This is a genomic window from Sedimentitalea todarodis, assembly GCF_032595355.1.
Lineage (GTDB): Bacteria > Pseudomonadota > Alphaproteobacteria > Rhodobacterales > Rhodobacteraceae > Sedimentitalea > Sedimentitalea todarodis.
This window is the reverse complement of record NZ_JASMWN010000004.1, coordinates 173,039-185,170: the sequence shown is the minus strand read 5'-3', so window position 1 is coordinate 185,170 and position 12,132 is coordinate 173,039. Positions and strand designations below refer to the sequence as shown.

14 protein-coding genes are annotated in these 12,132 nt (G+C 60.6%); 5 read left to right on the top strand and 9 right to left on the bottom strand.

The window, feature by feature from the left end:
• Positions 1-61: 61 nt before the first annotated feature.
• On the top strand, positions 62-727 hold the full coding sequence (locus tag QO231_RS07700; protein ID WP_316774855.1) for an alpha/beta hydrolase: 666 nt from the start codon (positions 62-64) through the stop codon (positions 725-727).
• A gap of 13 nt (positions 728-740) precedes the next feature.
• The gene (locus QO231_RS07695) at positions 741-1,040 is read left to right on the top strand and encodes a putative quinol monooxygenase (RefSeq protein WP_316774853.1); all 300 of its coding nucleotides are present in this window, start codon (positions 741-743) and stop codon (positions 1,038-1,040) included.
• 7 nt (positions 1,041-1,047) lie between these two features.
• Here the strand turns inward: QO231_RS07695 and QO231_RS07690 are convergent, their stop codons facing one another.
• Positions 1,048-1,479: a VOC family protein gene (locus QO231_RS07690; protein WP_316774851.1), complete on the bottom strand. Its 432-nt coding sequence runs from the start codon at positions 1,477-1,479 to the stop codon at positions 1,048-1,050.
• Positions 1,480-1,491: 12 nt separating this feature from the next.
• On the bottom strand, positions 1,492-2,064 hold the full coding sequence (locus QO231_RS07685) for a pseudouridine synthase (protein WP_316774850.1): 573 nt from the start codon (positions 2,062-2,064) through the stop codon (positions 1,492-1,494).
• A 238-nt stretch (positions 2,065-2,302) separates the two neighbouring features.
• Here QO231_RS07685 and QO231_RS07680 point away from each other — a divergent pair, with 238 nt between their 5' ends.
• A complete protein-coding gene (locus tag QO231_RS07680; protein ID WP_316774849.1) occupies positions 2,303-2,887 on the top strand; it encodes an HNH endonuclease in 585 nt (194 codons plus the stop codon).
• A gap of 153 nt (positions 2,888-3,040) precedes the next feature.
• Here the strand turns inward: QO231_RS07680 and QO231_RS07675 are convergent, their stop codons facing one another.
• The 4 genes from QO231_RS07675 to rocF all read right to left on the bottom strand — a co-directional run bounded on the left by QO231_RS07675 (position 3,041) and on the right by rocF (position 6,764).
• Complete coding sequence (locus QO231_RS07675) at positions 3,041-3,697, bottom strand: ZinT family metal-binding protein (protein WP_394356586.1); 657 nt, start codon at positions 3,695-3,697, stop codon at positions 3,041-3,043.
• Positions 3,698-3,866: 169 nt separating this feature from the next.
• Positions 3,867-4,913: an ornithine cyclodeaminase gene (locus tag QO231_RS07670; RefSeq protein WP_316774846.1), complete on the bottom strand. Its 1,047-nt coding sequence runs from the start codon at positions 4,911-4,913 to the stop codon at positions 3,867-3,869.
• Positions 4,914-4,923: 10 nt separating this feature from the next.
• Positions 4,924-5,838, bottom strand: a complete 915-nt coding sequence (ctlX, locus tag QO231_RS07665) for a citrulline utilization hydrolase CtlX (protein ID WP_316774844.1) — start codon at positions 5,836-5,838, stop codon at positions 4,924-4,926.
• Between the two features lie 11 nt (positions 5,839-5,849).
• Positions 5,850-6,764: an arginase gene (gene rocF, locus QO231_RS07660; RefSeq protein WP_316774842.1), complete on the bottom strand. Its 915-nt coding sequence runs from the start codon at positions 6,762-6,764 to the stop codon at positions 5,850-5,852.
• A gap of 107 nt (positions 6,765-6,871) precedes the next feature.
• Between rocF and QO231_RS07655 the strand changes: the two genes are divergently transcribed.
• Positions 6,872-7,297, top strand: a complete 426-nt coding sequence (locus tag QO231_RS07655) for an Lrp/AsnC family transcriptional regulator (protein WP_316774840.1) — start codon at positions 6,872-6,874, stop codon at positions 7,295-7,297.
• 102 nt (positions 7,298-7,399) lie between these two features.
• Positions 7,400-7,828 carry a peptidoglycan-binding protein LysM gene (gene lysM / locus QO231_RS07650; RefSeq protein ID WP_316774837.1) on the top strand — a complete coding sequence of 143 codons (429 nt, stop codon included), beginning with the start codon at positions 7,400-7,402 and terminating at the stop codon, positions 7,826-7,828.
• A gap of 79 nt (positions 7,829-7,907) precedes the next feature.
• Here the strand turns inward: lysM and QO231_RS07645 are convergent, their stop codons facing one another.
• From QO231_RS07645 to QO231_RS07635, 3 genes are all read right to left on the bottom strand, one after another.
• Positions 7,908-9,290 (bottom strand): T6SS phospholipase effector Tle1-like catalytic domain-containing protein, encoded by a 1,383-nt coding sequence (locus tag QO231_RS07645; RefSeq protein ID WP_316774835.1) that lies wholly within the window; start codon positions 9,288-9,290, stop codon positions 7,908-7,910.
• 86 nt (positions 9,291-9,376) lie between these two features.
• Entirely contained in the window at positions 9,377-9,943 is a 567-nt protein-coding gene (locus QO231_RS07640) for a carboxymuconolactone decarboxylase family protein (protein ID WP_316774834.1), read from the bottom strand.
• A 54-nt stretch (positions 9,944-9,997) separates the two neighbouring features.
• Entirely contained in the window at positions 9,998-12,043 is a 2,046-nt protein-coding gene (locus tag QO231_RS07635) for an ASKHA domain-containing protein (RefSeq protein WP_316774832.1), read from the bottom strand.
• Positions 12,044-12,132: the final 89 nt, after the last annotated feature.

The window sequence follows — 12,132 nt, the reverse complement described above, 5'->3', positions numbered from 1 at the left end:
CAATTGCAGGTCGCTGCTCGCCGTCTTGCGGCAGCCTGCGGCAAACAGGGATGAGGGTTTCATGACGCGCGTATTGACTGCTGGCCGCAAAGAGCCGCTTTCGGGCACCACACGATCGGTTGTCGTGTTCCTGCATGGCTACGGCGCCAACGGAGCCGACCTGCTGGGTCTGGCCGATCCATTGGGCGAACATCTGCCGGATACGCTGTTTGTCGCGCCGGACGCGCCCGAGACCATTGACGGCATGCCGAATGCCTACCAGTGGTTCCCCATTCCCTGGATCGACGGGTCGAGCGAAGAAGAAGCGATGCGCGGCATGACGTCGGCGGTCGACGACCTGAACGCATTTCTGGATGCGTTGATGGTGGACGAGGACGTCTTGCCGGAACAGGTGGTTCTCTTCGGGTTTTCGCAAGGCACGATGATGGCGCTCTATGTCGGGCCGCGCCGCGAGGATGCGGTTGCGGGGATTGTCGGGTTCTCCGGGCGGTTGCTGTCACCGGAAACACTTGCGGATGAGGTAGTCGTGCGACCGCCGATCTTGCTTGTTCACGGTGATCAGGACGATGTGGTGCCGCCTCAATCACTGCCACAGGCCGCCGAGGCGTTGCAGGAGGCCGGTTGGCAGGACGTCTATGCCCACGTGATGAAGGGCACCGCCCATGGGATCGCGCCAGACGGGCTGAGCGTGGCGCTCGCCTTCATGCGCGACAAGTTGAGTCTTTAGGGGAGGACCAACCATGCTGATCGTCACCGGTATCATAGAAATCAATCCCGACCGTATCGGATCTGCACAGGCTGCGGCGACCAAGATGATGGTAGAAACCCGAAAGGAATCCGGGTGCCACGTCTACGAGTTCTCGCAACAGGTCGAAGCGCCGCACCGGTTCCGCGTCTACGAGGAATGGTCCGACGATGCCGCCTTGCAGGCGCATTCCGAGGCCCCGCATATGGCGGCCTTTCGCGAGGCCCTGGGCGAGATCGGCGTCATTTCCAGGGAAATCGTGAAGTTTGACGCGGGCGAACGCGTATCGATCTAGGCTTGGATCATTCCCACAGCCAAGGCTCTGCAAACTCGACCGAATTGTCCGCCGGGTCACGCACATAAAGCGAATGGGCACCGTTGGGCCAGTCGAACTCTGTTTCCACCGCAATACCGGCCGCGATCAGGCGCGCGCGCATCGCGTCGATTTGTTGGCGCGGCATCGCAAAGCACAGGTGACCTGGCCCGCGCGCGCCATGAGGCGGCACTGGCAGACGCGGATTCTGCGACGGTGTACCGGTTGCATCCGGATTGAACACAAGCAGCACCGCCGCGCCAATCCGAAAGAACACGTGACGGCCGGGAACTGTCTGGAAAGCTTCAAGCCCCAGCAGACCCTCGTAAAACGTCGTCGCGGCATCCAGATCATCGACATATAATGCCGTTTCGAGGATCGCGCCGGGTGCGGCAGCAGGGGGCAGGTTGGTGGTGGTCATGCACGTATGTTATCAGCGACGCGACCATCTGTCAGCGTCCGCTTCACCCCATTCTCCGGGGCCCAGCCCATCGAGTGTCCAGGGTCCGATACGCGCACGGATCAGACGCAGCGTCGGGTGGCCGACCGCTGCGGTCATGCGCCGGACCTGCCGGTTGCGACCTTCGGAAATGGCGAGTTCGATCCAGCAATCCGGCACCGACTTGCGCACCCGGATCGGCGGGACGCGCGGCCAAAGCCCTGCGGGTGCCTCGATGCGGCGGGCCTTTGCTGGGCGGGTTGGTCCGTCTTTCAGCGTGACACCGGCACGTAACGCGGCGATTGCGGCTTCATCCGGATTGCCTTCGACCTGCGCCCAATAGGTTTTCTCCATCTTGTGTCGAGGATCGGAGATGCGCGCCTGCAACCGGCCATCGTCGGTCAGCAGCATCAAACCTTCGCTGTCACGATCGAGCCGCCCGGCGGGATAGACACCGGGCAGGTCGATGAAGTCCGACAAGGTGCGGCGCGGGCTGCCGATCGTGCCTGAATCGGTAAATTGCGACAGCACATCAAAGGGTTTGTTGAATCGGATGAGACGGGTCATGGGCCCGTCCTACAGTGCAGATTCATGCGGGCGCAACAGGGCGGGGGGCTGCTTTGTGGACAACTGTCATGTCTGAGTTACCTTGCACTTGCAGCATACGGTTGAATCGATGGCGACATATTGTGGAAAAACAGGACTTGTCAGGTTCCAACCACGATATATAGTCATCCTCAATTCGGGGCGGGTTCCCCGCTCTGGTGTCGGGAAACAGGCAGGCAGGGCGAGGACGGAGTCACCCATGAACGCTGAATTCAGGACGGATTTTGTAAGAGCACCTGGTGCGTTGCGCCAGCACCCGGCATTGGTCCTGAATGCCGACTATCGCCCCTTGTCCTATTACCCGCTCAGCCTCTGGTGCTGGCAGGACGCGATCAAGGCCGCATGGCTTGATCGGGTTGATATCGTTGCCGAGTATGACGAGGTGGTTCGCAGTCCGAGTACCAGTATTCGAATACCTTCGGTGGTGGTGCTGAAGGACTATGTCAAACCTCAAAAGCGCGTGGCCTTCACGCGCTTTAATTTGTTTCTGCGGGACGAATTCCGCTGCCAGTACTGCGGCGGCAAGGGTGATCTGACCTTTGACCACGTGGTGCCGCGTGCGAGCGGAGGCGTGACCAGCTGGCAGAACGTGGTGGCGGCCTGTTCGCCCTGCAACCTCAAGAAGGGATCCAAGGCGTTGCATCGTACCGGCCTGTCCCTGCGCAAACCCCCGCGCCAGCCTGGCGCCGAAGAGCTGCGCAACATGGGCCGCAAGTTCCCGCCCAACCACCTGCACGACAGTTGGATGGATTTCCTCTATTGGGATGCGGAACTGGAAGCCTGATCCGTCGGCCCGACCAAGAAAATCGCGCGATGGACCGGCTGCGGGGGTGGCCCGGACGAATGGGGCCAATCCCAAGGTCAGGGGACAATGCGCCGGGGCCGAAACAACCGGGCACGCACGCCTTGTTGATCCGGCCTCGGCGCGAACGTCGCATCAATGCGCGAGCATGTCGGCGGCGATCTCCTTGCCGGTCATGCCGGAGGGGAAGTATGTGGGCCAGTTGGTCAGTTCGGTCAGCACCTTGGCACGGTCATCACCCCAGTAGAGGTGGTAATGCCCGACGGTTTCGGGCGCGATATGGTGGTCGCTGAACTGAATGTACTCCGGTGCCTCGGCATCCCCGGCGACCTTCGAAAAGATATAGCGGACCCCTCGGTTGCCTTTCTCATAAGCCAGGATTTCGTAGCCGTCGCTTGCATAGCGCGCCTGCACGTGTTCATTGCCTTCGTGGAAAGTCACGTCGTCGCCTTCGATCACGATGCGGTCAACATCGGTGCGATAGCCGGTTTCGTAGTAGGTGCGATACTCCTCGGCGGTTTTTTCGCTCTCTTCGGCCTTGTGCGCCATGACCGCGTCCAGTGCGCCGTCCAGAAGATGGGCGTAGATCGATTGCCAGTCGCCCTGCCAATCGGCAAGCGTGCGTTCTTTGATCTGTGCGTCGTCAAAATATCCGCGATAGATATCATCCGCCTTGTGGTCGTGGCTGTGGGACTTGTCTGACGCGCTGTGCGCGACATGCGCCTGGGCACCGATCGCCAGCACGGCGACTGCGGCAAGACGACCGAAGGTCTGGAACATTTTTCTGTGCATCATCTGGGCCTTTGTATAGAGTCGGAGTTGATCAGATCATGTTATGTTATATCATAACAAACTATGCATAAGGCCGTTCCGACGATGTGTCAACGGCGCGAGGATGGACTAGGTTCGAATGGGAATTGCCTTTGTGAGAGAAGCCCGCAAAGGCCGAATAATGTGCGCCCTAGGTGCTGGCGCGGTGCACCATGCCAAAGAGGTCACGCGGGTCGTCCGGGTCGGCCAGAAGGTCGAGCGGGTGGTAGAGACCCGTTGGGGGCAGTTGATCGCGGACATAACGCAGGGCGGAGAAATCCTCGATCGCAAAACCGACTGAATCAAACAGGGTGATCTGCCGATCCGAGGTGCGCCCCTTGGCCGTGCCGGAAATGACCTTCCATAATTCGGTGACGGGGTGTTCGGGATCAAGCTGTTGAATCTCGCCTTCGATGCGGGTTTGTGGTGGGAATTCGACAAAGATGTCAGAGCGATGCAGAATCGCCGGGGCCAGTTCCGTCTTACCCGGACAGTCGCCGCCGATGGCGTTGATATGGACGCCCGCGCCGACCATGTTGTCGGTCAGGATGGTCGCATATTGCTTGTCTGCGGTGCAGGTGGTCAGGATTTGCGCGCCTTCGATGGCGTCCTCCGGTGACGCACAGCTGACGACGTTGATGCCATGGTTCGCCAGATTGGCGGCGCATTTGGCTGTTGCGGCAGGGTCGGTGTCATAGAGGCGCACGGATTTCAGCCCGCAGATCGCCTTCATCGCGAGGGTCTGGAATTCCGATTGTGCGCCGTTGCCGATCATCGCCATCGTGTCTGCGCCTTTGGGGGCAAGGTGCCTGGCGACCATGGCGCTGGTGGCGGCCGTGCGCATCGCGGTCAGAATGGTCATTTCCGTCAGCAACACCGGGTAGCCCGAGGCCACGTCCGCCAGAAGGCCGAAGGCGGTGACGGTTTGCAGCCCCTCGGCGGTGTTCTTGGGGTGGCCGTTGACGTATTTGAAGCCATAGACCTCGCCATCCGAAGTTGGCATAAGTTCGATCACTCCTTCGGCGGAATGGCTGGCCACGCGCGGAGTCTTGTCAAACAGCTCCCAGCGTTTGAAATCGGATTCTATATAGTCGGCCAGCCCGCACAGCATCGGTTCGATACCGATGTGGTGGATCAGCTGCATCATGTGATCGACGGAAACGAATGGCACGAGGGCCTTGTCAGAGGGTTGGGTCATGTCGTGTCTTTCAGCGTCGGGCCAGATGGACGCCCGCGATCATGCAGCGGGCCGAGCCTCCGGCGGTTTCGATGGTGGGCAGGTCCAGTGGCAACAGGCTGGCGCTGCGGGAAATCAGGTTGATCTGGTCGTCGTGCAGCGATGCAAGCGCGCGGGCGGAGAGCACCAGCACCGGGCCATCGCGCCCCGTCAGTTCGATGGCATTGCCGGCAAAGTTGGCGATTTGATCCGCGCTGAGATCGATCACGTCGCGGCCGGCTTCGGCCAGGCGGGCCGCCACGGTCGCGCGGCGTGTCTCGTTCGCTATCAGGTTCAGTCCGACAAGCGCATAGGCGGTACCGATCGTCATCAGAACGTTGGTGTGATAGATCGGCGCCCCGCTGGCATCGACGGCGTCAAAAACGATCGGCTCAAAGCCGAAATGGGTGCAGAACCGTTCCAGCAGGACCGGATCCGCACGTTTGCTGCGGGCCACGTAGGCGACACGCTCGGCGTGATCCAGAACCATGGCACCGGTACCTTCCAGCGCAAGATCATCAGCTTCCAGACCGGAATAGTCGATCACGTCCTGCACGCGATAATCTCGTTTCAGCAGGTCGATCACATCCCAGCGGCGCTCGCGACGGCGGTTTGCGGCAAACATCGGATAGACCGCGACATGGCCACCGGCATGGGTCGAGAACCAGTTGTTTGGAAACACCGAATCCGGGGTCTCGTTGCCGGTATCCTCGAAGACATGCACGGTGACCCCGGCCTTGCGCAGCCGGGCAACGGCGGCGTCGAACTCGTCGCGCGCCAGGGCGGCGACATCATCCTCTGTCAGGGGCAAGGCGGTCTGAAACGCATTGTCGGCACGGGTTTCCGGGTTCGACTGAAACGCGTGTGGGCGCACCATGATCACGGAAGAGGGGGCTTGCAGGGTCATTGCCGTGGCTCTCAGGTTGGACGATCAAAGACGCGACGGCCGAGCGACGAGGCGGCAAGGTCCACCATCACCATGGCGGTGCGGCCGTGATCGTCAAGAAACGGGTTCAATTCCACGAGATCGAGCGACGTCATGAGATCACTGTCACAGATCATCTCCATGACCAGATGGGCCTCGCGCATGGTGGCGCCTCCGGGGACGGTGGTGCCGACCGCAGGGGCGATCATCGGATCGAGGAAATCGACGTCCAGGCTGACATGGAGCAGCCCGTTTGCGGCGGCGACGTGATCGAGGAAGGCCGCCAGCGGGGCCGCGATCCCGGTCTCGTCAATCGAGCGCATGTCGTGGCGCCGAATGGCAGTCTGCTGCAGGGCCTGTCTTTCGGCGGCATCGACCGAACGCAGCCCGATGATGCAGATGTTTTCCTGCGGCACCGGGTTGGTGATTGCCGGAAATCCGCCAAACCCCGAACGCCCGGTGACATATCCCAGCGGGGTGCCATGCAGATTGCCGGAACCTGTGGTTTCCGGAGTGTGATAGTCACTGTGCGCATCCAGCCAGAGGACGAAGAGCGGGCGGTCCTTCGTTGCGGCGTGGTTGGCAACACCTGCGACGCTGCCCAATGACAGGGAATGATCGCCGCCCATGAAGATCGGCAGACCACGGCCCATGGCGTCTTCGGCAACGCGGATCAGGCGATTGGTCCAGCCGACGGTTTCGTTCGGGCGCACCAGCTTGCTTTCGCCGGTGTCGGGCGCATGAGTGGCGGGGGTGAGATTGCCCATGTCCTGAACCTTGTGGCCCAGATCGGAGAGCGCCTCGGACAGGCCCGCGGTTCGATAGGCATCGGGTCCCATCAGGCAACCACGTCGGTCCTTGCCGCTATCTACAGGGGCACCGATCAGAATACAGGTTTTACGTGTCATGAAAGCCTCGCAAGATTGGAATGCCTGTGTTTAAGTTCCATATCGGTCTTGATGATAGTCGATGTTTTGCGCATTTAGTACGATAAAATATCGAAACGGAGGGCATTTTGGACAAAACGGACGAACGTCTGATCGCGGCGCTGCGCCACAATGCACGTGCTTCCCTGTCAGAACTCGCGCTGACCTTGAACCTGTCGCGCACCACCGTGCGATCGCGGATTGATCGCCTGCAGCAGAGCGGTCAGATCCTGGGGTTCACGGTGGTGATGAAAGAGGACACGCTGCGCGATCCGGTTCGCGGTTTGATGATGATCGGGATCGAAGGGCGTGGAACCGAACGGGTCGTGCGTCAGTTGCAGGGATTGCCCGAGGTCCGGGCCGTCCATTCCACCAACGGGCGATGGGATGTGATCGTTGAGTTGGGCACCGAGACGCTGGAGGGGCTGGATGCGGCATTGGGGAAGATCCGGCGATTTGACGGGGTCAGCACAAGTGAAACCAGCCTGCTGCTGGCAACCCGCAAGGCGACCTGAGTGACGAACCCTGGAATGACGAAAACACGCGTGTTTTCCCACTTGTGAGCGCGTCCGTTGTCAGCGACATACGCAACACAACAACAAGAATTGGAGATCGCTATGGGTTTGTGGAGTTTCGTCAAGGATTCGGGCAAGAGCCTTTTTGGTGGCGATGATGCGCCGGATGCCGAAGTGCTGAAGAATGAAGTGACCGATCTGGGTCTGGATACCTCTGGATTGGATATCTCGGTCGAAGGGGACGCGGTGAAAGTGGTCGGTGAGGGCGTCGATCAGGAAACACGCGAAAAGATCGTTCTGGCCGTCGGCAACGTGAGTGGCGTTGCCAGTGTCCAGGATGATGGCGATGGTTCGGATACCGTTTTTCACACGGTGGAACGGGGCGATACCCTGTCTGCGATTGCCAAGAAGACGCTCGGAAGCGCAAACCGCTACACCGAGATATTTGAGGCAAACAAGCCGATGCTGAGCCACCCCGACAAAATCTATCCCGGACAGGTTCTGCGTATTCCGCAAGACGCATCCGCCTGATCGAACTGACAAAACTGATGCGCCCTATTGAGTGGGGCGCGTCAGCGGCGGTCGGCACAGTCGCACAGCCAGCGACATCCTACTCTTTCGGCAGATTTACCGGCCGATAAAACCGCCAGCGGCGCATGCGGTCATAAACCGAGTCGTCGATCGTATCGTCCTTTTCGATGACACGCGGCTCGGACAGGGGCAGGTACCAACACCATCCGGGACGGTTGTGCCACTGTCGCCGCAATGTGGTCTTGGGAAAAATCTCAAGAGGCGCCCACGCCAGCGACATCGAGTCATGCAGCGGCGCAAGCGCATCCGGCTTGGCATAGCGTTGACCATCCGGTGTGCGACGCTTCTGATCTTTGCCTTCCAGGAAACCGCTGCGATAACGTGACTTGACCTGAACGCCATGCATCGGTTTCATCCGGCGTTCGCCCGGTTTGGGAGGATCAAGCGCGGTGTCCTCCTTCCACGCAAGATGGTCCATGCGCCGCAATTCTTTGAGCATCCAGAGCAGGGTGATCTTGCCAATGCCGCTGAAGTTTTCGCGGGGCGATCCACCGACGTCGGAATGATAGCCGGGGAACCATCGCTGGTGAACAAATTGCGTGCGTTGCTGCTGGGGCTGCCGGAATCGGTTGCCGTAATATTCGCTCTTCTGCCAACGCAGTGGACGGAACATGCTGCGCCGTTCATCGACGGCCATAGCATGCAGGACGATGCGCACCGACGGGTTGCGCTCGACGTTGGCATGGGTGCTGAGTTCCATCGGGCTGCGATACTTGAACAGCGACGACAGCGGTCTGTTCAGTCGAACCATCGAGGCCACCGTATCAAACAGACCGAGGCATCGGATCGGGACCCGGCCATTGGGGCGCAGCACGGTTTCATATTGGCGCAACGCCTTGAAGACCACGGCATTGGGCTCTCCGCGGTCATGCTCTGTCACGATCCGGTAGGCGCGGAACGCTTCGGTGATCATGTGCAACCGTGCGGGATCGACCAGACCGAAATTGTGGATGAACCCGGCGAGGATCCGGGCGGCATAGGCACCGCGCGAGAACCCGAAGATATAGATCTGGTCATCCTCCGCTTCTGGTAGCGAGGGGGTCTTGCGCGGGGATTTCAATCCGAGTTTGCGCGCGGCGTCCCGCAGCGCCGCACGGTCGGCATTTGCGGCCTTTCGCTTGTCAGAGGCACTTTGATAGGTGCGGCAGAGAAAGCGATAGGCGTCGAGCACATCGTCCTCGAGCCCCATGCCAAAGGCCAGCCCGGCCAGTGCCTTGGTCTTGCGCACCAAGGTAGAGCCAAAGAGGTGCGGCCCGTCCATCGTGCCGACACCGGGCACGTAATGAACGATCTGCCTGTCTGACTGCGCAAGGCCCTTGTAGAGCTTGAGAATGTTGCTTTCGTTGTCTCCGACCCGGTTCCCGGTGCCGTCGATGCAGATAATGATTTTGCGGGTTTGCATGCCGGGCCTTGTACAATCACTGGATCAATGCCCACAGAATGACCGTTCCTGACGGATTGGCAAGTCCGGCATACCGGACCCGTGGGTCAGTCCAGCACGCCGATCCTGCGGCGCCAGTCACCATAGGTCACGGTACGACGGGCGGTCAGGTCGTCCTCGGTGAGGGCATCCGGGTCAAGCGGGTAGGCGGTCACACCGGTGCCTTCGAGAATACGGTTCATGAAGTTGAAGAGCGCACAGGTCTGAATCGCGTCAAACAGCGCCCGTTCGCTCCAGCCGACATCATAGACCGCCTGGGCATCGGCCTCGGTCATGGTGGCGGGCGCGTTGGTCAGCTTTGCGACATAGGCCAGAATGGGCCTCATCTCGGCTTCGACCGGTGCCGCGTCAGGATCGTCCATCAAGGCTTCGATCGTTTCGGGCGATATGCCAAAGGCCCGCGCCATGATCACATGCGCTCCAAAGCAAAAGGCACAAGCGTTAAGCCCGGAGACATAGGCCGCAATCAGTTCCCGTTGCGCGATGCTAAGCGGGCTGTCCGAGCGCAACAGGGCATCATGATATTCCAGTAGTGGTTTGATGGTGTCAGGAAAGGTCTGGAATACCTCGGCCAAGCCTGCGTTCTCTGGCAATGAGGGAAATAGCCGCTTCACTAATTGTCCTTTCCCTGTCCTCGTTTGCTCTATCGCATACTGGACAAAAAGGTTTCACTCTTCGCGCCGCCGCCGCCGGCGTTCGCGCGACTGGGTTTCCCGACCGCTCTGATTGAAGTTCACGGTCGGCAGCGTCACGATGCTGTTCAGGATCGGATAGGGTTCTATCGCGTTGGGGATGTTGGAGGCATTCACGAAATGCTCCTGAAAGCGTGGCTCGATCGCGGTTTCGATCTTGTGAATCGCCCGGACCGTCTGTTCGATCTCGTCCCTTGCCTTGCGGTTCAAGAGCGCGATCCGTGCGCCGGTTCCGGCGGCGTTCCCTGCCGAAGTCACCTTGTCGAGCGGCGCGTCGGGGATCATGCCCAGAACCATCGCGTGTTTGGGGCTGATATGCGCTCCAAACGCACCGGCCAGCACGATACGGTCGACATGATCGACCTCGAACTTGTCCATCAGCAGGCGCGCGCCGGAATACAGCGCGGCCTTGGCCATCTGAATTTCGCGGATATCCCGGTTGGTGACGGTGATGCGCGGCCCGCCATCGGCGGTGCCATCCCAGATCAGATAGGAATAGGTGCGCCCGTCGAGGATACAGCGGTCGCTGCCGGTCTGTTCCGCAGAACCGATTAGGCCTGGCCCATCAACGATCCCCGCCATCCGCATTTCGGCGACCAGTTCGATGATGCCCGATCCGCAAATGCCGGTGATTCCGGTCGTGGCGATGACTTCGGCGAACCCCTCTTCGTCGGACCAGATCTCGCTGCCGATAACCCGAAAGCGCGGTTCTTTGGTGACGGGGTCTATTTCGGCACGCTCGATGGCTCCGGGGGCGGCGCGCTGGCCCGAGGAGATCTGGGCTCCCTCAAAGGCGGGGCCGGTGGGCGAGGAACAGGCAAGAACCTTGTCCTTGTTGCCCAGCAGGATTTCCGCATTCGTGCCCACATCGACAACCAGAACGAGGTCTTCGGATTTGTCAGGCGCCTCTGACAAGGCCACCGCGGCGGCATCCGCACCGACATGTCCGGCAATACAGGGCAACAGGTAGATGCGCGCGCTCGGGTGCAGTTTCAGATCCATCTCGGCGGCAGTCAGGTTCAGCGCATCCGACGTGGCCAGCGCAAACGGCGCCTGTCCCAGTTCGAACGGATCGACACCCAGAAACAGGTGGTGCATGACCGGATTGCAGACAAACACGGCATCCATGATTTCGGTCTTGTCAATCCCGGCCTCTGACGCAATCTGATCGAACAGGGTGTTCATTCCGGCCCGTACCGCGGCCGTCATTTCCGCGGCACCGCCTGCGTTCATCATCGAATAGCTGACCCGGCTCATCAGGTCTTCGCCATACCGTATCTGGGGGTTCATGATCCCGGACGAGGCCACGACCTCTCCGGTTTGCATGTTGCAAAGATGGGCCGCAATGGTGGTGGAGCCAAGATCGACAGCAAGGCCGTAGATCGGGGCGTCGTGAAACCCCGGCCAGACCTGCATGATGCGGGGCCGGTAGGCGCGCGAGCCGAGGTGAACCGCGCAGGTCACTTTCCACCCGCCCTTGCGCAGCACGGGCTGAAGTGCTTGCAGCGTCGCCAGATCGATCTGCAGGTCAGTCACGTCCCATTGCTCGCGCAGCGCGTTGCGCAGGCGCTCAAGATCGCCGGTCGGGTCATGCATGTCGGGTTCCGCGACCTCGACGTAGTAGAGTTTGACGGAGGGATCGAGGACGATGTCGCGGGCTTCGGCCCGTTTGCGGACCACCTGTTTGTGCACCTGGCTTTCCGGCGGCACGTCGATCACGATATCTCTCTGCACCTGGGCCTGGCAGCCAAGGCGGCGCCCCTCGATCATTCCGCGTTTGGAGCGATACCTCTCTTCAACTGCATTCCATGCTGTCAGGGCGTCGGCCGCGACAGTGACGCCATGTTTGGGGAATTCACCATAGCTTGGGGTGATCTGGCATTTGCTGCAAATGCCGCGGCCGCCACAAACGCTGTCGAGGTCGACGCCGAGTTGGCGCGCGGCGGTCAGGATCGGTGTGCCAGCCGGGAAGCGCCCGCGTTTTCCGGATGGGGTAAAGATCACGAGAGGGTCGTTTTGCATGCCGCAGATCCACCTTGTGTGTCAGCTTGGGTCACCATAGTCGGCGCTGTGTAAAGCGAAACACGGGTAACGGCAATTTCTGATGCGCC

What these genes read in the sequence shown, in the direction of transcription:
- QO231_RS07635 (WP_316774832.1), bottom strand. Translation starts at nt 12,043, where the DNA reads ATGCAAAACGACCCTCTCGTGATCTTTACCCCATCCGGAAAACGCGGG.
- QO231_RS07690 (WP_316774851.1), bottom strand. Translation starts at nt 1,479, where the DNA reads ATGACCACCACCAACCTGCCCCCTGCTGCCGCACCCGGCGCGATCCTC.
- QO231_RS07645 (WP_316774835.1), bottom strand. Translation starts at nt 9,290, where the DNA reads ATGCAAACCCGCAAAATCATTATCTGCATCGACGGCACCGGGAACCGG.
- QO231_RS07700 (WP_316774855.1), top strand. Translation starts at nt 62, where the DNA reads ATGACGCGCGTATTGACTGCTGGCCGCAAAGAGCCGCTTTCGGGCACC.
- QO231_RS07695 (WP_316774853.1), top strand. Translation starts at nt 741, where the DNA reads ATGCTGATCGTCACCGGTATCATAGAAATCAATCCCGACCGTATCGGA.
- QO231_RS07670 (WP_316774846.1), bottom strand. Translation starts at nt 4,913, where the DNA reads ATGACCCAACCCTCTGACAAGGCCCTCGTGCCATTCGTTTCCGTCGAT.
- QO231_RS07685 (WP_316774850.1), bottom strand. Translation starts at nt 2,064, where the DNA reads ATGACCCGTCTCATCCGATTCAACAAACCCTTTGATGTGCTGTCGCAA.
- rocF (WP_316774842.1), bottom strand. Translation starts at nt 6,764, where the DNA reads ATGACACGTAAAACCTGTATTCTGATCGGTGCCCCTGTAGATAGCGGC.
- QO231_RS07675 (WP_394356586.1), bottom strand. Translation starts at nt 3,697, where the DNA reads ATGCACAGAAAAATGTTCCAGACCTTCGGTCGTCTTGCCGCAGTCGCC.
- QO231_RS07680 (WP_316774849.1), top strand. Translation starts at nt 2,303, where the DNA reads ATGAACGCTGAATTCAGGACGGATTTTGTAAGAGCACCTGGTGCGTTG.
- lysM (WP_316774837.1), top strand. Translation starts at nt 7,400, where the DNA reads ATGGGTTTGTGGAGTTTCGTCAAGGATTCGGGCAAGAGCCTTTTTGGT.
- ctlX (WP_316774844.1), bottom strand. Translation starts at nt 5,838, where the DNA reads ATGACCCTGCAAGCCCCCTCTTCCGTGATCATGGTGCGCCCACACGCG.